Here is a 19462-nt window from a genome sequence, read left to right as displayed (position 1 = left end):
ATGGATCTGGCGGTCGCACTTTACATTGTTCCAACGCCCATTGGCCACTTAGGGGATATCAGTTCCCGTGCCATTGATGTGCTTAATAATGTTAAATTAATAGCCTGTGAGGATACGCGTCACAGTGGTATTCTTTTGAGCCATTTTGGGATAGAAACAAAAAAAACAGCCCTTCATGATCACAATGAGAGGGATAGAGCCAGCTGGATAATCCAGAAGCTCAGTAATGGAGAGCCTGTTGCCTTGATCTCTGATGCGGGTACGCCACTGATTTCAGATCCTGGGTATCATCTAGTCTCTCAAGTCAGAGCAGCAGGGTATAAAGTGATCCCTCTGCCGGGTGCATGTGCCGCTATTACGGCACTCAGTGCATCAGGCTTACCGTCAGATAGATTTACTTTTGAAGGTTTTTTACCAGCAAAAGAGAAAGGGCGAATTGATAAGTTAACGGAATTAAAAGAAGATCCAAGAACCTTGATTTTTTACGAGTCGCCACATCGTATAGTGCAAAGTTTAACCTCTATGTTGACCGTACTTGGTGAAGATCGTGCCATTGTGATGGCTCGAGAAGTGACCAAGACCTTTGAAACTTTTTTATGCGGGACGGTGAAACAAGTATTAGAGCAAGTGAAAGCGGATCCTAATCAGCAAAAAGGCGAAATCGTAGTGATGTGCCACGGACATCGTCTTGCAGAAGATGAAGCCATCCCAACGGTGGTGATTAATACCTTAACTCTGTTGTGTGAAGAGTTACCGTTGAAAAAGGCAGCCGCATTAGCGGGTCAAATTCATGGCTTGAAAAAAAATGCACTCTATAAGTATGGTCTTGAAAACGGTTTGTAATCATTGTCGTTACACGATGTATTTTTAAGCGATTGAGAGAGAAACCCTTATTTTTAATGGAGTGTTGACTTGGCTTAGGCTATAATCCGCGCCGAGTTGGCTAGACAGTTGCCGCGTTCGTAAGAACGGGGAGGAAAGTCCGGGCTTCATAGAGCAGGGTACCAGGTAATGCCTGGGCGGTGTGAACCGACGACAAGTGCAGCAGAGAGGAGACCGCCTGCTTGATTTATCAAGTAGGTAAGGGTGAAAGGGTGCGGTAAGAGCGCACCGTGCGGCTAGTAATAGTTCGTAGCAAGGTAAACTCTACCCGAAGCAAGACCAAATAGGGTTCCAGTACTTTTAATAGTTAATGCGTGGCTCGCGTAGGAACCGGGTAGGTCGCTTGAGCCTGTGAGTGATTGCAGGCCTAGATGAATAACTGTCCACGACAAGACCCGGCTTATCGGCCAACTCACCTCATAAAACACCAAGCCCGCTTATCGAGAGATAAGCGGGCTTTTTGTTGCTTAACCATTTGAGTTTCAATCGATGACCATTCTGCAAATGAACATTTCGTACACAATGTTAATTTTTTTATAAAAAATTAAAGTTTCTTCCATTAACCGTCGTTTTATTTATATATGTAAAGGTGTTCACTTCTAGATTATAGACAAGGGATAATCATTATTTAGGTTTTATAAAGTGTGTTAAATATTGTATTTCACAATAGTATAGGTCGTTTTTTTGACTGCTATACATCAGTGTAATGATTCATTCATTATGTTTTATCACGATTTAAATAAACTCAATATAATTTATTGAGCTTGGGGACCTGCCTTTAATTTTAAGCTAGTTCATTTTTAATAATAATAAATATAAATATAAATATAAATATAAATAATAAATACCAAGGAGAAGTATGTATAAATCAATGCTACTAATGCTGTTTCCTATCGCTTTTGCCTCGCAAGGTGCCAGCTTCATTGACCACAGTCAAATTGATATTTCACAAGCAATCAACACGAATAAAAAGCAAAGCACTGCCAATTATCAACATGCCCTTGCCTATAGTGACGTCAGTCATGTTAATGCTGGGCAGCAAGTATTGATCCGCAAACAACAACTCCATTATGGTATCCCTATTTATGGCCATTCTATTGTCACGAATGTATCAGCGAAAGGATTTGTTCAAGCGGTACACGGACAAGTCGTGACTGGTATTGAAAATGATATTGGCTCACTCTTGCCGATGTTCAATGCCAGACAGGCAATCGATATTGTTAAAGGAAAGTCTCGAGGGGTAGCATCAACACCGATCCGTGCAGCGAACGCAGAGTTACTGATTTGGCTAGATGCGCAACAAACAGCGCGTCTGATTTATAAAGTCGATTACGTTCAAATAAAAGGTAAATCACCTTCTAGGCCTATTTCTTTAGTGGATGCAAAATCTGGTGAGATTATAGAACAATGGAATGGGATGGCATTTATACAAGCTGAAGGTCCAGGAGGGAACCAAAAAAGTGGGCGCTATTATTTTGGTGAAAATACTAAATATGGAGGATTTGAAATAAATAATAACTGTCAGATGGACAGTAAAAATGTGGTTACTGTGAATATGAACAATCAAGAATACGGGGGACAAGTTCATCAGTTTGATTGTAAGGTTAATAATTATCGAGCGGTTAATGGCGCTTATGCGCCGATGAATGACGCTCACTACTTTGGCCAGCGCGTGTTTGACATGTATACCGAATGGTTAAACACCTCTCCTATTCGCCAAAAATTAACCATGCGGGTACATTACGGCTCAAATGTAGGCAATGCTTTTTGGGATGGTCAGCAAATGACGTTTGGTGACGGTAACCAATCTATGTACCCGCTAGCCACTTGGGATGTGATTTCACATGAAGTCAGCCATGGCTTTACTGAGCAGAACTCAAATCTTGAGTATCGCGGTATGTCAGGTGGTATTAACGAATCTTTTTCGGACGTCTCAGCGGCGGCATTTAGCCAGTATATTCACGGTAGCTTTAATTGGAAGATGGGTGAGCACGTGATGAAATACGATGAAGCTATGCGTTACTTTATCGATCCTAGTCGTGATGGCAGCTCGATTGATCATATTAATCAATATTACAATGGTATTGATGTGCACAATAGCTCGGGGGTTTTTAATAAAGCCTTTTATCATTTAGCCACAAGTGACAAATGGGACATCAAGCAAGCTTTTATGGCCTACGCTACAGCCAATCAATTATATTGGTCGCCATACTCTAGTTTTCAGCAAGGCGCTGACGGTGTCTGTAAAGCAGCGCAAACCCTAGGTTATGATTCAAGTGCTGTGGGTCGAGCGTTTGCTCAAGTGGGGATTAATATTCAGGACTGTTCATCGGGCCAACCGCCAAACCCTAAACCCGATCCCAATCCGAATCCTAAACCCGATCCTGATACATCAGTACTTGAAATGGATATCGCTGTTGCAATCAAAACAGGTGCTGCTGATGAGCAACACTACTTGCTAAAAGGCTTACCGACACAGCAAGCTTGGGTGCAGACTTATTATGGTACGGGTAATGTAGATTTATATGTGGCTATTGATCGTCCAGCGTCTGCCAATGATTATGATTGTAGTTCAGCAAATTATGATAACGATGAATATTGTGGTTTTGATGGCATCCAAGGGGCTGATGTTCATGTTATGGTCAAAGGAGCAAACAGTGCTGCTGATGTTTATATCAAAATAGGTGAAGACTTATCCAGAAATGAGCCAGAACCTAAGCCAGAACCTAAACCTGAGCCAGAAGATACCTGTTTCAATTTACCATTATGGTCGCCTATGTATTATTACCCAGTGGGCTCCCAAGTTCAGTATTATGGCAATCGCTTTACTGCACTTTATGATAACTGGGAAGAGGACCCCTACAATTCTAACTTTGTTTGGCACTATGAAGGTTTCTGTCACTAACATTCTTTAATCACAGTCATTAGGAGTAAAGGACCCACATCTCGGGTTCTTTACTGACTAAAATCAAGTCAGTCATTGTTAGTTTATAGTCGCTTAGTGATGCCTATTTCAGCACTTTAGGTGATTTCAATATTCGTTGTACTCACACTTCCTGTGTGTCGAAGCCCTTGCTGAATTAAAGTAACCCGTTGAAGGTTGAGTTTATACTGTATTTTGCTTTCCATTTGAAGACATGGGTAATAAAAGCATCTATTCTTGCAGGTCTTTTATCTCGGTCTCGGTACATTAGATATATCTCGCGTTCATATCCAGACCAATCAGGAAGTACAGGTACAAGATGATGTTCAGTATTTTTGGGATCATTAAAATAGTACGGTGGCATCCAGGTAATTCCCAGTCCTTGGTTGGCCGCGTCTCTTGCTAATAACACATCATTGGTACTGAAATTAAAACCACTATGTAATGAAAATATCTCACCAGTGATTTGATGAGCCAACTTCCAATGAGAGTCTGCTGAGATAGTAATTAAGCGATGTTGAACCAGATCTGATGGGTGCAAAATTGGTAAGTGCTGCTTAAGGTAAAGCGTCGATGCACACAAGCCAAAAGGTAATCGCCACAGTTTTCTTGCAATCCAATCGGACTCAATACAGTCACCGACTCTAAAAGTGATATCGACATGTTTGGCGTGCAAGTCTATTTTTTCATTTTGTACATCCAGTTCTATATAAATATCAGGGTGCATTGTTGCAAATTCAAAAATGCAGTGCTTTAACCAGATTTGTGTCATGTTGATCGGAGCAGAAATTTTGATTTTTCCCGTTAGTGCAGTCCTGTCTTCTTCTATCTGTTGTTGTACATTCTGAAGGCCATGAATAAAAGGTTCACACAATTGTCTATAACGCGTACCATCGCGTGTTAATGAAAAATGGTGTGGACTGCGATTCAGCAATCGACAATTCAACTGAAGTTCTAATCGTTTTATACGCCTACTTAATGTTGCCAAAGGTATTTCCAAACGATGAGAAGCTTGAGTTAAGCTTTGATATTTTGTTGCTTGTACAAATAGTTGGAGATCATCTAACGAATTAGCTTTCATATTTGAGATGTAACCTCTTATTTCTGGCTCTTAACAATCGAAAGTGTAATGTATATTGTTTCTTCTTATTTTTCAAAACATGAGACAAATATGTCTAACATTCGGTATGTCTGGTTTGGGGTGATTATAGCCATTTTTTTCTGGGCCAGTAATTTCATTGCCATTAAAGCAATAAGCTCTACTGTTTCACCCATTATGGCTGCAACATTTCGTTTTGTAGTTGCAGCTGTGGTATTGATGATACATAGAACTTGGAAGGCTACCTCTGAATCTACACTTAAATGGCATGACTTTATAGTGCTATTGGTTATTGCAACTCTTGGTATTACTATCCAAAATTTTTCAATTTTTTCAGCGTTACAATACACATCTTCGATGAATGCCTCGATTGTGACGGCTAACATGCCCCTTGCAGGTATTTTATTATCGGCATTATTACTTAACACCCATATTTCTCGTTTTAATATTATGGGTGTGTTGATTAGTTTATTTGGTGTTCTGTTAGTGATCACTCAGGGCAATATCACTTCGTTAAGGTTCAATTTAGGCGAGATGTTGATGATGATTGCTCTCATTAGTGGTTGCTTATACACTATTTTGTCAAAACGCTGGCTTTCTCATGTACCATTAAGCCAGCAATTACGTTGGATGATAGGAATAGGCAGCATACAAATGCTGATTGTGGCAAGTCTAGTGGATAGCCCATTTCATGCATTAGCAGCTTTAAAGACACAAGATGTATTACTCATTATTTATATGGGGATTGCTGGAACGTTAATCGCGTATTATTTTTGGATGAAAGGTTCACTAATACTTGGACCAAGTCGAGTCACGTCATTGTTTAATTTGATACCAGTATTCACTTTGCTGATCAATATGGTGTTAGGCGTCGAGGTGCATTGGGTACAAATTATTGGTATTGCATTTGTTTGTTTTGGTGTATTTGTTGGTAACAAAAACCCCCTAGAAAAACCTCTCAACTCTTCAAATAAGCAGAGTATATGTTAGCCTAGTGTTCGATTGTTATGGAGGTTAAAAGTGAATGGAATTAATAATGTACCTAAATGAATATTTTTTTACTAAGCAAGAACTGCTTGATATGTCAAAAGTGACCGAGCAAGATTTTTTAAAATACCAACAGCAGAGAGTCATGCCTAAGTGCTCTTATAAATTAAGCCTAAATTTAAAAAGTGATTCATTTTTTGGATTATATAATAATGAACAAGAAGTAGAATATTATGCAAAAGGTTACGCTTCTTGGTTAGCTGTTATTCAATCGGTGAGTTCAACTGAAGCAGTCTACTCTGTTTTTGCAGAGCGCTACAAACGGTCTATTGAGTGCCTTAAAGAGCAAGGTCATTGTCCGCATCACCTAGACATAACTTCAGCACTTAATGATCACATAAAGCAGGAGTGGACTCATTTTTTAGATGGAATATATGGTTTGTGTACCAAATCTGGTTTACCAGAAGATATTGCTGCTAAAGAATTATCAATCCTTGAAATTAATGTACTGTTAGAGATTAATTTATTAACTGACGAACAAATAAATAGGCTGACAGTTGCAGTTAATCTGTTGGATTCTGTGAGTTCACTGTTCGCCCCACACGAAAGGTTACAAAGTTCACGTCACCGCTTAGTCAGTGAAGTTCGCCGTAACTATAAGTTCTAAGCCCTAAAACTAGACTGATAGCTTAATATTAGGCACTCTTACAGTGAAATGGTTAATCTTAAGATGTACTGTTAATACGTAAGCGTTTAATTTAGTTAGCATAAAATGACTATCTATAGCTATATTTTTATCATTATTAATTGGATGAACATAGATGAAAACAATCGTAATATGGGGTGCTGGAGGCGGTTTAGGGGCTGCGATGGTTGAATATTTTTATAAAAAAGATTTCACAGTCATTGCTATTGTGCGAAACCCAGCAAAGAATCCACGTCTACTTGAGCTTGGAATTCACACCATTGTGTGTGATGCCACAGATCAAGAGCAGGTTCAAAGGAGTGTGGATGCCATCCCAATAAATGCATGGGTTCTGTCTACAATGGGGAGTTTTCGCAGCGATGTTCCCGTCGACTATATTGGTCATAGGCACTTAATTGATGCACTAGAGAATAACAATATTAACCGTTTTCTGTTGATCACATCGTTAGGTTGTGGCGATTCATGGAAATATTTGCCAGAACGTGCAAGGACAGTATTTGGTTTCGCAGTCAGAGAAAAATCATTAGCCGAATCTTGGCTGCAAAGTAGTGGTTTAGATTTTACCATTTTACGTCCTGGAGGGTTGCAAGATGGTCCGGTTACTGGAAAGGGAAGTCTGTCACAATATACAGAAACCCATGGCTTAATTCATCGAAGTGAAGTGGCACGCTTAGCTCACCAGCTGCTTGATGATAAAGACAGTATCGGTAATATTTACCAATGTGTTGACCCGAGCTTAAGTGTTTAAATTTGATTTTTGGCTGATTCATCTAACACCAAATCAGCTCAATGAACCCAATCAAAAAGATAGTTAAAACTTGTTATCTGACAAACTAGCCAGCTGCCATTTAGAAGGCGGCCTAATTATATAGGCTTGTGAAAAATCTATTTTTACGTGGGAGGTAATAGTCATCGTAATCAAGTGAAAAAGCGATAGCTGTGGCTTTACCTTTTACTTCTGTTCTGGGTACAAATCCATAAACCCGTGAATCAGCGCTATTACGACGATTATCTCCCATGACTAAATAGTGATTTTTGGGCACTGTCATTGTTGAAAAGGTACTTAAACGGTCGCTAGCATTTTTTTCAATACGGATCCTATGAGTTAAGCCACTGATTGTTTCATCTGCAACTAATGCGTGATTATTTTCAGTGACCATTGTGTAATTCAATTTTTCATCATTAATCAACAATACTTCATTGTGTAAACTGACGTTGTCACCAGGCAATCCGATAACACGTTTAATCAAACGGTTAGTTGCTGCTTTTGATTCAAAAACAATAATGTCACCACGTTCAGGCTCCCCTGTTTTAATTAATGATGTTTGAGTAAAAGGGACTTTTAAATCGTAAGCCATCTTATTGACGACAATACGGTCACCTTCTTTAATGGTCGGCTGCATTGAGCCTGTGGGAACGGTGTACCAGTCTGCTACCGTACTTCTAAAAACAGACATTAAAATGATAAAAATAAACAACTGTTTGTTATTTTTCCAAAATATTTTTATCTTATGCATTAAATGGTGTCCTTGTTTGTTACTTCTCTATACGGCTTGTATTGGTAGAGCGTGGGAAGCGTAAAAAGTTCATTGTTTAGATGTTAATAATCCAGTCATTGCCTTAATCGTTAGGTGTGTTACTCACCTTCTTGTGGTCGAGTCGAGTTAAGCTTTTATCGGTAGCAGATAAATTAGTCGCCGATTTTATTTGAGATCTCTGCTTATTTTGGTTTAAGCCAAGGTGTCCTTCGATTTGAGTTTGCTAATTTATTATTACCCCAAAATTGGTTTACCTTCGAATGAAGACCATATTTTCACAATAGTACATTTAGTGTTGTTGGGTCTAGGTTATATTCGGTATTGGGTTGTTTTTTGAAGGTCACAGCTTCATAGCTATCTATCGCTTGCAGCGTGCTAATGTGTAGATACTTCTGCGAGACGCTGTGAATATATCCCTATACGCTCTGCGATTTCATCCCTGAAATCGAAGCTCACAGCCGCATCTACACCCGTTATTTCAAGCAAGTGTGTTTCTTCGATTGACCATTACAGGGTGAGTTAACTAACTCGTTTATGCCCCAAAGTTTGATAGTCTTCAAATGAAGAGTCATTACATTTTGTGATGTGATTTCTGGCTGAATTAGGTATTACAGCTGTATCTACACCCGTTATTTCAAGCAAGATAAAGTTATGCCTGTCCCATCTCTTTGGCGTCCCCTGATCTCTGTCCGTATAGCCTCCAAAAAATAATTGCTATGAAAAAGATGCATAAATCGTTGGATTGGCGCATCGATAATACTAACTGTTAAACATTAACTTATTATTATCAATAGTTTGTAATATATATAAAAGTGCTATGCAGACCTCGTAAACACCTATGCATCTTTTTTATCTGCTAAATTGTCATATTTAACCTGTATTTTTTGTTAAATAATATATTTACAACAAACACTTACAAGTGATATTTTGGCGAAGAAACTTACAAGAAAGCAGGAGGTTATCCTACTGCTAATCAATAAGCTGTTAGCCGTCAAGGAAACTCATGCGTAAATCTAAACCAATGTCTTCAATCCTTACTTTTATTAGTGTTCTGGGGTTTTCAACTACTCCTCAAGCTGAACCTATAACTAAAAATTATCAGTTTGTTGCAGGAGATGTGTTAGTCCAAAAAGAAAGTTTGTGGAAGGCTCTGAAAGTACTGGATGTAGATAAAATCGAAGATAAGCAAGTTACGCTTCATGTAATGGTATTTGAAGACAGTAAAAGCAAACCATCAATAAAAAGTTTAGAGAAAAGACCTGTGAAAATATATCACGCACCTATTGCCGCTGAGAATTTTGCACAGTCATGGGAATTACTTGGCAACAGGAACATAGAAAATAGTGAGCTAGTTGGTTTTATTGAATATCTTAAGCATACTAACTTTCAACGTTATGCTGAAGTTACAAAACAGAATATAGATGAATTAATCTCATTAGCAAACTCTAAATATAAAGAAGCCTATGCCTTAGGTAAGCAATCTAAATTTAATGAAGCTATTGCTCTTTATTCAGAAGCCACAGACATATTTCCTATGTTTATCGAAGCTATCGATAATATTGCTTTTACATATATGGATATGGGAGATAATGAAAATGCTATTAAGTATTTTGACGAATCATTACGAATAGAGCCAGATGGCTATACCGCTCTCTATTACAAAGGTCAAAGCTATATTAATTTAGGAGACGTCGATTCGGCTTATACTATCTTTAAAGAAGGTATGTCCCGTTTTCCAGAGAAAAAATCCGCTTTCGAAGAAGTATATTTAAAGCTTCAAAAGATTAAATATATGCGTAGTAACGGCTAAAAAGCTGTTAAATAAGGACAAAAAACAGTTTGTTATTGCTCCTTCGTCGCTTATTTTAGCCAACAATTTTTTGCCCATTAACCAGACGTTAGCAATCAAGGATGTTTATGGAGAATACTGAGAAAAAATCAAATTGGTTCGTCCGATGCATGATTGTTGCATTTTGTGCTCTGATCGTTGCGATGATTGCCTTTAGTTACTTTTATATAGAGCCTAAAGGCGAAATTAATGCAGGTGTTATTACACTGTTGTCGCTTTTACTTGTGTTGGTGTTATCCGAAAGCTTCGATAACTTCTCTATTGGTAAGCTGGTGTCAATATCTAGAGTGAAGTGGCATAGTTAATTTGGCCACCTAAATAGAGGTGTTATCATGCACCTCATAAACCTTAGGTGACAAAATGACAAAACAAAAAAGACCAACATACTCCGCTGAATTTAAGCTTGAGGCAGCACAATTAGTTGTTGATGGTGAGCACACCGTTACAGAAGCCGCAGAGCTAATGAGTGTGAGTAAATCGGCAATGGATAAATGGGTTAGACAGCTAAAGCAAGAGCGTAATGTCTCTAATGAACACGCCAATGCCTTATCGCCAGATAAGATAAAAATCAAAGAATTAGAGAAACGAATTAAGCGGATAGAATTGGAGAAAGAGATAGAACATATTATAACCACAAGGATATGTTGACCTCGATTCAAGATCCTTGCGTGATAGTAAAAACTCAGGGCGGTAGCCAGTTTGAAATGGTTGGTTTTACCTAACAAGTTTTAATGAAAAATAACGATGTCTCTGTTGCTGTGTTGTCCAAATACAAAGAGGTTACTAGGGCAAGGCTGCAAGAAGATAATGGTGCTGATGTTTGTCTTCTTAATTAAATTAGAGTTTTAAGTCTTGATTATTTCGCTGTAGCCCACTTTTATAAGTTAGGTGGTAGAGGTTATAACATCTTCATATCGTATGATAAAATGAAATTCATATTGTATAGGATATTAACATAATGAGATTTAATTAATCGTTATCGTAACTCTAGTGTTATAAATATTATCACAATCTACCAATTATCTAAAAACAGATTGATTTTTGGCAATTCGCTTGTTTTTATTGATTTTTATGGGATCTTATAAGAATGTAAATGAAAAAAATTACACTTGTAAATGGTACTCAAATATATGAGCTGGAATATCGTGAATTACGTAAATCTATCAGTGAATTAGTGAAGGAAGTTAATCCTGAAGCTAAACAATGTGCTATTAATCAAAGAACAGATCGTGTTTTTAATGAAGTGAAATTTCGTTCAATAATAGAGGCTAAAAGGGCTGTTAATGAATACCGTATAAAAGCTAAAACGATGAGTAATTCGCAATTGGTAAAAGAGAGACATGTTCCGCCGAGATTAGGTAAACATATGTCGGTTTCAGGTATGCCTAAGCCATCTTTAGACTTTGAAGCTCATGCGATTATAAGTGGAGCAAGCCAATATGCCATTGCAGCAAGAGCCATTTTAGCTAGATATAAAATCCGCATTGATGACCCTGTAAATGGAGTTTGGTTGCCTAATTTTGTTCGTAATGTTCCTCATGATAAAATGCCTAAAGCTCCTGCTCATCGGACAGTGCATACAATTCAGTATTATCTTAACTTAGATGAAGTATTAGTTGATGTTAATTCTAAAGAAGGCTTGGTTGATATCTTAAGCAAAATACGATCTCGGCTGGTAGAAGGCAGGTTCCCGTACAAAGATGGTAATGAAATTGATGTTGAGGATTGGTAATGAGTATTTATAGAGTTAAAGCTGATATTAAAAAATATCAAGCGTTTTATTTAATAGATGATGATGAAAATATCAATTTACAAGTAGAGGGCTACTTCGATTTTAAAGGGGTACCTAAAATTGGTGAGTGGAAAGGAGCAAGAGTTTACTTAGATGCTACATATGATAACACTAAACATGAATTACCTATAGCAGATGTTACAAAATTTAATGTTCAGGCGTTAGCATACTCTGAAAAAGCGGTTAAAGTTTTAAGAGAAATACTTGAAGAGTCGGGTGAACTACTGCCTTTTGAATGTGATGGAAAAAAATGGTGGATTCATCATATTACTAATGTAGTCGATGCGTTAGATCCCGAGTCTACAACAATGGAGCTAATGGAATCCGGTCGTTTTTTGATAGGTAAAGCTGCTCTAGATGAAAGCAAGCTGTCAGGTACTTGTATGTTTAAAACGAAACAACGAATGGGATTAATACTTGGTCATAATGTTCCTGAAAACGACTACCAAACTCTTGTTGAAACTTCTGGTTTAACGGGGGTTTTATTCAGTAAAAAATAAAAACTAGTCTCACTTTCATGTGAGACTTACGTTTTTTTCTGTAATTCATTCCGCTAACTGACTTCGGCAATATCCACCTACCTATGTGGGGAAGATAAGCTCACTGGTAAAAGTTATGAGCATCGTCGAGGCTGGATTGTCGATAAAATCAAAGCGCTTTCGAACATATTTTGTATTGATATATGCGCCTCACATCAGATGCCAGGTCTCGCAGAAGTGTCTACACATAGGGCCCACGGCAGGTGATTAAAAAGTTATTCCTGTCGCATCTCTTCTCTTCTCTTCTCTTTCCCATCTCTTACTGACCACCCTCAGTGTTGGCAGAGCTGAGAGGGGTCAAGACTATTTCGACGAAATAATGATGGATGCCTTCATTGTTAATATCAATGGCTCTCGTTCATAGAGCTTTGAAGTTCAATAAAGTCAGGTCTAGGTAAGCTATCCAAAACACTATAAAGATAAATAACTATCAGAGTTAGTCCAGCAGCAATGAAAAATAACCAAGATCCGCCAAGTTTATCAAGAATAATGCCGCCTCCTAATGGTGCTATTGCATAGCCAAACTCATAGAGTGAAGCGGCACCAAAGTATGCTCCTCGTAAGTTCTTCGGGGCCAAGCGATCAATATGCACATTCATGGTGGGAAATAAAATAGTCTCTGCTAAACTCATCACTATAATAGCGCCAATCCAGCCCCAAAAAAGCGTCAGTGGATTAACGGCTAACCAAAGTTGTGAACACATTAACAATATTAATCCCACTTGTATTCGGCTCACTAATGATAAACTTGCCATCAACTTTAGTAATAAAAATTGTGTTGAGATAATGACAAGCGCATTGGTAAAAATCATCGCCGAAATAAGTTGGAGTAGATCAGGTACCTTAGCACGAGTTAAGTATTGAATAAGCGAGCTGTCCATTTGTGCATAAATGAACATACATAAAATATTGGCAAAAATAAGGCATTGCAGTAGTTTATCGCTGAGTAGTACTTTGATTATTTGGTTAGTTTCACCTTGTATGCCTGTTGAGTCATTGGTTTTATTGCTCCCAGCCAGTTGCTGATTTTTTTGATTAACACTATTAAGCTTGATATGTTGATGAAATCCCCACCATAAAAGCACTAATAAAAATGCAAAGGCACCAGCAGTAATATAAAAGCTCGATTGCTCTCCGGTTAAGCCAAGCCATATCCCTATCATAGGGCCTACAGCACAACCAGCATTGACGGCGAAATACAGTGACTGCATCGCAAGTTCACGAGTGCCTTTATCTCCGATGATATCGCCAATTAATGCCGAAGTAAGGGGACGCCATAGCGCCGTTGCAACTGAACATAAAGTAATTACCAGCGAATAACCGGCAATAGAGTCCACTTGTGCTAATAACGAAAAGGAAATGATATATAAAATACCACTGGCATATATGAGCTGATGACGGCCTATACTATCTGATAAGGCACTTCCTACGAAACTGACTAACACTGAAATAACAGCAGCACTAGAAAGAATGAGCCCTACATGTGTGGCAGATAAATCAAATTTTTCATAGAGAATAACGGCTAAAAATGGCCAAACCATGTAATAACTACCACGGGTAATAAATGAACCAAATAACAAGATCCACATTAACCGAGGAAACTGTTTGAAACGATCGATTGAGACAACACCGGACATAATACCAACTCTACTATATTAATTTCTGGTTCTGAACTACATGAGTGAACTTAGAAAAAGCAATTATGTAAGCAAAATGCTTTACATAATCAATTGTATTGCTTTTATCGGTAGAAAAGCAATACAACTTCGTCAGAAAACCTATTTAATATAGTTGTGCTTTTAATTACATAATGTATTACCCACCCCTGTTGCATCAAAATATCATGTATATTGCTGACTACCTCCATGGACCTATAGCGAAAAGCTTGTTGCTTTTATTATCTAGCAGAATACTCAAGACAGCCCATAAGTCTTACGGACATATTCTAACCATGAGAATATGTTAAAAATATTATGGGTGTCCACTTAGTGCAATTGCAGTGGTTATGTGACACATTCACTAAATAGTTTCAATATCAAATTATTAGCTGTTATTTTGTTCATGGGTGTTGTAGGTGCTAAAAGGTAAATCCATCTTATGTTAACTATGGGTGATGAGATGGACGCTCCCTAATTCGGCGTCAATGCGCCAAACTGATGTTTCACCATTCAGTTACATTTAGGAGCGTCCACTATGAAAGTTACCACTATTGCTATCGATCTTGCAAAGAATGTCTTCCAAGTACTTGGTATGGATGAGCATGCAAAGTCAGTCTTCAATAAACGGCTTAATCGAGCCCAACTGGCTGAGTTCATGCTGCAGCAACCCGCTTGCGATGTCATATTTGAAGCGTGCTATTCAGCTCATTATTGGGGGCGGAAATTCCTTGCCATGGGGCACAACGTTAAATTAATACCAGCACAACATGTGACCCCATTTGTTCGAGGTAATAAGAACGATAAAAACGATGTATTAGCTATTTTTGAAGCGAGTTTCAGACCTCACATCCGTTTTGTACCTGTGAAAACGGAGGAACAGCAAGAAGTATTAATGCTTCACCGGATCAGAGAGCGCCTTGTTAAACAAAAAACGGCCTGTACTAACCAAGTTCGAGGTGTATTTGTTGATTTTGGCCTCAGTTTTCCTCAAGGCTACAGCGCATTTGAAAGAGCCATGTGGGAAATTATGAGTGATGAGCATCAGCGACCAATGATAAAATTAATGGCCAATGACTTTTTGGGATGAATATCAAACGCTCAACCAGCGCCTTGATCGAATTAACTCATTGATAAAGCAAATTGTTAAGCGAGATCCTAATGGGAGAATTTTATTAACAATCCCTGGTGTTGGGCCAATCATCGCTTCGGCATTTGCAGCCTCAATTGGTGGTGGCCAAGCCTTTAACAGCCCAAAAGAGCTCGCAGTGTGGCTAGGGTTAACCCCGAAACAATTTGCTTCAGGTAATAAGAGTGTCAACGGTAAGATCAGCAAGAGAGGTAATTGCTATTTACGTAAACAATTGATCCATGGAGCAAGGACAGTCGTCAGTCATGCGAGTAAAAAACAAGATGATTTAAACATGTGGATAAATCAGCTGAGGGGTCGAAAAAGCATATGCTGTACCGTTGTGGCAACAGCACATCGTTTGGCAAGACTGATATGGATTTTACTTCAAAAACAGAGCCCATATGAGCCTCAATATGGTGGCTATCATGGCACATGTTAAAAGTGTTGTAGCTATCTTGCCAAGCTCGGTCAGGCCAAGGGTTTTTAGCCCGTCTGGGTGATAAGAGCGGCAAGGTAGCACATTAAAAACTAATCAAGGTTGTGGTAAACGATGAAGTAATGGCTCAGTCCAACCAATGTCAGCCAGAACAGGCCAAGGATATGCAGTAAACATAATCCGTATGGGTGTTTAAATTTTAACAGGCGCAAGGGTACGGATTTCATTTGGGGCGCATTTCCTTTTAAAAAAGACTTGTTAAGCCCGTATATATGGCAGTACAACCGCTTTTAGCGGAAAAGAGTCACATCAAATGACAACGAGATTAGTAGCAGGAAAGTAGATAACTGAGGTTAAAAATACCTTGGTTAGGCAGGTATTAGCTTGACTAACCGGGAGCGTCCATATATGGCTTGGTTAACCGCTTCACGAATTAGCCCCCGACAGGTTTTAAACCTGTCTTTGTTACATTGCCAGAGCCGCTACTTTATTCAGGCTCCTAGGTTCATCTGGTGATACAGATGGTCCACTCTTTAAGCGGTGGACAGTGCTACATACGACTTCATGTCGCACGCCCCAAAATCATTTTCGCAGATTAAAAGTCAAGTAAGCTGAATAAGGTTTTTGCTTTAGAACAGCTAATGTAAAATGATTTCGTATATGAAATTATGCCTGTGCCTTCTCTTTTTGTTATTCCATTAATGGGCTTGTATTGGTAGGCCATCGAAATAGTAAAAAGTTCACAGCTGGAATGTTACTAAATATGTATTTTTAAATTGTTCGATCTGTTGTTGAAACGCTTGTGATTGGATCAGGGAAAGGTTTGTCAGTGACAGACAAATCAATTTTTGGCTTTTGGTTAATATTGCATGGGTGTTGGCCTTTAAGGCGCTCCCTTGGAATAGATTTCAGCCATCCCCTTAGAGTGCGAATGATGACTTGCTCGCAATCTTCTTGAATAATACGAGCACGTTCAAACGCTACAATATCTCCATCATCGTAGCGAAAATTTTGATCGTTACCTTTTTTGATGATTTTGTTTGAGCCAATTTCAATCGCTCCCAATTTAAGCGTATTGGAAAGCAGGCTGCGCATTGTTTCAAGAAGTTTCTCACCATTATTACTTAACCAATATTCTGTCGGGTCTTCAGTGTGTATTTTGGGAGATAAAATTTCAATTTGATTTTGATATAAAACAGGGCGTTTTTTGAGCGTAATATTTTCATTTTTCTTATAATACGCGATAAATTGCGTTCTTAATGTAAGGGTGTCTTGATTTTGACTGAGGAGGTATATCGGGGTTATGTCGAGGACGATATCCTTGTCAGATTGGCTGTCTTTATAGTGTTTTAACTGAAATCCCTTAGAGAATGCAATATCGGATAGTTGAGTGATTAGGGCTTGATTGACTAAATCTTTTATAAATGTACGGTAGGGGATTACGACTTTATCAGCGACATCTTGTGCTCTATTTTTTTTGTCATTTTTTATTGACTCAGCAATGGCAGCATGAGTGATCACAGCAGCAAAGAAATCTATTGGAGTGATAGCAGGATAGAGCATGCTTGGGTGTCCAATATCACCTGAATTTGGAGCTGCTTTACCGATAAAAATTGCAGTACCTGTAGGTACTTTGACAAACAGCTGACTGTTATCTTTGATTTGAACTCTATTATCTATACGTTTTACATAACCTTTTGATTGATGTGTACTGCAAGCGCTTAGCATTAACGATAGGCATAGAATTAAAATGATTCTGATCATGATATGGCTTCTGTTTGAAAATAGGGAGGTTAGGCCTCCCTTGATAGGTTAGAGTGTTAAATTAGCTTTAATTGCGTCTTTTCCTGTCGCAATGATTTCATAAAGCGAATTTGTTAGACCAGGGAATGTTGGCGGTTCGTCCCATTCGAGATCTGAGGCTTTTCTGTTAGTGAAAGGTCGATATAAAATATACTTATTAGTCGATAAATCAATGATGTATGCAAATCCAGAGAATGTAGCTACTGGATCCATCGTGGGGATATATGAAGAATAAGTTCTAAATGCGCCAACTTGAGTTACATCGATAACCAATAGATGATTAATATTTTTAGTTTTATAGATTGAATAATCTTTAAGAGCTACGTTCAATTCTTTCGATTTAAACTTTTTTAATTTATTGACTTGAATATTTTCTTCTAGTGCGACAGCTGATATCCCTTTATCTATAAGTAACTGAGTAATATCAGGTTTTAATGTTTTGATCTCGTCGACTGAAATTGTTTTTAAATGTTCATCTAAAGACGAATTTGCCGCAGCAGCGACAGCGTAACAAAGAAGGCAATCTGCGCCAACAATGTATGTTTCAGGTTCTGGGATGTTGGACATAATGACACCAATTTTAACATCTTCATGCTTTAATAACGTCGGGTCCAGAGGAATAGCTGTTTGAATGCGATTAGCACAGCCTGTTAGTAACATTGTTGTGAAAACAATGGCAATGCTAAGAAATGTTGAATTGTTGTTCATGTTAATACTTTTGATTGGTGTGTTATTTTTGACGAATGGTATTTCAAATGTAAGGATGTGTAAATGGCTTATTTTGATACGTCTGTTTCTATAGTTGTTTTTTTTGGTTGAAAACGTTTATTTTTAGTTGTTTATATTGGGATTTCTAGGTCATTTTTATTTTGGAAGGGTTTGAAGGTCTGAAAGTAATGACTACATTTTATTCAGTAATGCAAGCATGTATCATATCAATCTTCCTAGTGAGCGAAACTTAAATTATTATGATTTGGATTATCAAGGCGGCGATAATACCAACAGCGAATACGGGCCACCAATGAAGTGGGAAAGGGGGGTGATTACATTTATTGCTGTTGAGTCGAGGTTATATGGTATTTAGTCAGTGATTTAAGGTCGCACCTTCAGGGTTATCTATCGCTTGCACGGCACCCACAGCAGGTGATAAATTTAATATATGATTATTGGTAGACTAACCCAACACCAAACCAGCCCTATGAACCCAAGCTTAAAAGAGATTTGAAACGGGTTATCTGACAAGCTAGCCAGCTGCCATTTAAAATGACGACCTAATTATATAGGCTAGTGAAGAATCTATTTTTACACGTATGACGAACCTACGCCTATGAGTCCTCCATAGTCGCATAATACTATATACACTTGCTTTATACTCCCGTTGTATATACTGTGTGTATATAGCTTTTTAAAAGAGGTTTAAATGATGAGCGTAGCATCAGTATTTATTAATAATCGAACACAAGCAGTACGTTTACCAGTTGATAGTCGTTTTCCTGAGGGGATTAAGAAGGTCAATGTCAGAGTGGTAGGTAAAGAGCGAATACTTTCACCTGTTGAACATACATGGGACAGTTTTTTCTTGTCTCAAACTTCCGTTACAGAGGATTTCATGACTGAACGCGCAAGTCAGGAGCAAGCGGATAGGGAATCGTTCTAAATGCATAAATACATGCTTGATACCAACATCTGTATTTATGTCATCAAGAGAAAACCTTTGGAAGTATTAAAGGCGTTTAATCTTCATGTAGGACAATTATGCATAAGTTCTATCACGTTAGCAGAGCTATTACACGGAGCATCGAAAAGCACAAATTCAGAGCATAATTTACGGATCGTTGAAGATTTTATTTCGCGCCTTGATGTGTTGGATTATGGAGAGAAGGCCGCATTTCATTATGGTGATATTCGAGCAGATTTAGAACGGAAGGGGACACCTATCGGGGTTAATGATTCTCATATTGCTGCTCACGCTAGAAGTGAAGCTTTAATCATAGTGACAAACAATGAAAAAGAGTTTGTTCGCGTAGATGGTTTGCGGGTCGAAAATTGGATTTAATGTCATAGAAATCTGTATTCTGGAACATGCAAGACCTTGTACGGCACCTGCTGCAAGCAATAAAC

The 19462-nt window shown here is 38.3% G+C and carries 17 protein-coding genes, 1 other RNA gene and 2 pseudogenes; 15 read left to right on the top strand and 5 right to left on the bottom strand.

Going from position 1 to position 19462, the window contains the following annotated elements; all coding sequences use genetic code 11:
• From rsmI to HQQ94_RS21040, 3 genes are all read left to right on the top strand, one after another.
• A complete protein-coding gene (gene rsmI / locus HQQ94_RS21050) occupies window positions 1-843 on the top strand; it encodes a 16S rRNA (cytidine(1402)-2'-O)-methyltransferase (RefSeq protein WP_173296256.1) in 843 nt (280 codons plus the stop codon).
• 92 nt (window positions 844-935) lie between these two features.
• Window positions 936-1301: RNase P RNA component class A (gene rnpB / locus HQQ94_RS21045), an RNA gene on the top strand.
• Window positions 1302-1741: 440 nt separating this feature from the next.
• Window positions 1742-3787: a M4 family metallopeptidase gene (locus HQQ94_RS21040; protein ID WP_173296255.1), complete on the top strand. Its 2046-nt coding sequence runs from the start codon at window positions 1742-1744 to the stop codon at window positions 3785-3787.
• 175 nt (window positions 3788-3962) lie between these two features.
• On the opposite strand, the gene HQQ94_RS21035 is transcribed toward HQQ94_RS21040, so the two are convergent.
• Complete coding sequence (locus HQQ94_RS21035) at window positions 3963-4886, bottom strand: LysR family transcriptional regulator (protein ID WP_173296254.1); 924 nt, start codon at window positions 4884-4886, stop codon at window positions 3963-3965.
• A 90-nt stretch (window positions 4887-4976) separates the two neighbouring features.
• Between HQQ94_RS21035 and HQQ94_RS21030 the strand changes: the two genes are divergently transcribed.
• From HQQ94_RS21030 to HQQ94_RS21020, 3 genes are all read left to right on the top strand, one after another.
• A complete protein-coding gene (locus HQQ94_RS21030) occupies window positions 4977-5894 on the top strand; it encodes a DMT family transporter (RefSeq protein WP_173296253.1) in 918 nt (305 codons plus the stop codon).
• 34 nt (window positions 5895-5928) lie between these two features.
• Window positions 5929-6558, top strand: coding sequence for a DUF6058 family natural product biosynthesis protein (locus HQQ94_RS21025; protein WP_173296252.1), 630 nt, complete (start codon window positions 5929-5931; stop codon window positions 6556-6558).
• A 154-nt stretch (window positions 6559-6712) separates the two neighbouring features.
• A complete protein-coding gene (locus HQQ94_RS21020; RefSeq protein WP_173296251.1) occupies window positions 6713-7345 on the top strand; it encodes an SDR family NAD(P)-dependent oxidoreductase in 633 nt (210 codons plus the stop codon).
• A 112-nt stretch (window positions 7346-7457) separates the two neighbouring features.
• On the opposite strand, the gene lepB is transcribed toward HQQ94_RS21020, so the two are convergent.
• Window positions 7458-8114, bottom strand: coding sequence for a signal peptidase I (lepB, locus tag HQQ94_RS21015; protein WP_173296250.1), 657 nt, complete (start codon window positions 8112-8114; stop codon window positions 7458-7460).
• A 1024-nt stretch (window positions 8115-9138) separates the two neighbouring features.
• Here lepB and HQQ94_RS21010 point away from each other — a divergent pair.
• The 6 genes and pseudogenes from HQQ94_RS21010 to HQQ94_RS22775 all read left to right on the top strand — a co-directional run.
• The gene (locus HQQ94_RS21010; protein WP_173296249.1) at window positions 9139-9945 is read left to right on the top strand and encodes a tetratricopeptide repeat protein; all 807 of its coding nucleotides are present in this window, start codon (window positions 9139-9141) and stop codon (window positions 9943-9945) included.
• A gap of 107 nt (window positions 9946-10052) precedes the next feature.
• The gene (locus HQQ94_RS21005) at window positions 10053-10289 is read left to right on the top strand and encodes a hypothetical protein (protein ID WP_173296248.1); all 237 of its coding nucleotides are present in this window, start codon (window positions 10053-10055) and stop codon (window positions 10287-10289) included.
• Window positions 10290-10344: 55 nt separating this feature from the next.
• The gene (locus tag HQQ94_RS21000) at window positions 10345-10632 is read left to right on the top strand and encodes a transposase (protein ID WP_173296247.1); all 288 of its coding nucleotides are present in this window, start codon (window positions 10345-10347) and stop codon (window positions 10630-10632) included.
• 445 nt (window positions 10633-11077) lie between these two features.
• Window positions 11078-11716, top strand: coding sequence for an AHH domain-containing protein (locus HQQ94_RS20995; RefSeq protein ID WP_173296246.1), 639 nt, complete (start codon window positions 11078-11080; stop codon window positions 11714-11716).
• Complete coding sequence (locus tag HQQ94_RS20990; RefSeq protein WP_173296245.1) at window positions 11716-12276, top strand: hypothetical protein; 561 nt, start codon at window positions 11716-11718, stop codon at window positions 12274-12276. The genes HQQ94_RS20995 and HQQ94_RS20990 overlap by 1 nt, the downstream gene beginning before the upstream one ends.
• 78 nt (window positions 12277-12354) lie before the next feature.
• Window positions 12355-12465, top strand: a pseudogene (locus HQQ94_RS22775) (alpha-amylase family glycosyl hydrolase); the annotation flags it as partial.
• A gap of 194 nt (window positions 12466-12659) precedes the next feature.
• On the opposite strand, the gene HQQ94_RS20985 reads toward HQQ94_RS22775, so the two are convergent.
• On the bottom strand, window positions 12660-13952 hold the full coding sequence (locus tag HQQ94_RS20985) for an MFS transporter (protein WP_173296244.1): 1293 nt from the start codon (window positions 13950-13952) through the stop codon (window positions 12660-12662).
• 556 nt (window positions 13953-14508) lie between these two features.
• On the opposite strand from HQQ94_RS20985, the pseudogene HQQ94_RS20980 reads away from it, so the two are divergent.
• Window positions 14509-15541: pseudogene (locus HQQ94_RS20980) on the top strand (IS110 family transposase).
• Window positions 15542-16309: 768 nt separating this feature from the next.
• On the opposite strand, the gene HQQ94_RS20975 reads toward HQQ94_RS20980, so the two are convergent.
• Together HQQ94_RS20975 and HQQ94_RS20970 are read right to left on the bottom strand one after the other, a co-directional pair.
• Window positions 16310-17302, bottom strand: a complete 993-nt coding sequence (locus tag HQQ94_RS20975) for a hypothetical protein (protein WP_173296243.1) — start codon at window positions 17300-17302, stop codon at window positions 16310-16312.
• 48 nt (window positions 17303-17350) lie between these two features.
• Window positions 17351-18049 carry a hypothetical protein gene (locus HQQ94_RS20970; RefSeq protein WP_173296242.1) on the bottom strand — a complete coding sequence of 233 codons (699 nt, stop codon included), beginning with the start codon at window positions 18047-18049 and terminating at the stop codon, window positions 17351-17353.
• Window positions 18050-18761: 712 nt separating this feature from the next.
• On the opposite strand from HQQ94_RS20970, the gene vapB reads away from it, so the two are divergent.
• Both vapB and HQQ94_RS20960 read left to right on the top strand, forming a co-directional pair.
• The gene (gene vapB / locus HQQ94_RS20965) at window positions 18762-18998 is read left to right on the top strand and encodes a type II toxin-antitoxin system VapB family antitoxin (RefSeq protein ID WP_302051860.1); all 237 of its coding nucleotides are present in this window, start codon (window positions 18762-18764) and stop codon (window positions 18996-18998) included.
• Window positions 18999-19397 (top strand): type II toxin-antitoxin system VapC family toxin, encoded by a 399-nt coding sequence (locus tag HQQ94_RS20960; RefSeq protein WP_173296241.1) that lies wholly within the window; start codon window positions 18999-19001, stop codon window positions 19395-19397.
• Window positions 19398-19462: the final 65 nt, after the last annotated feature.

The organism is Shewanella sp. VB17, assembly GCF_013248905.1.
In the GTDB taxonomy this organism is placed as follows: domain Bacteria; phylum Pseudomonadota; class Gammaproteobacteria; order Enterobacterales; family Shewanellaceae; genus Shewanella.
Note: the sequence above shows the minus strand (reverse complement) of the source record. Positions and strands in the feature narration are given on the sequence as shown.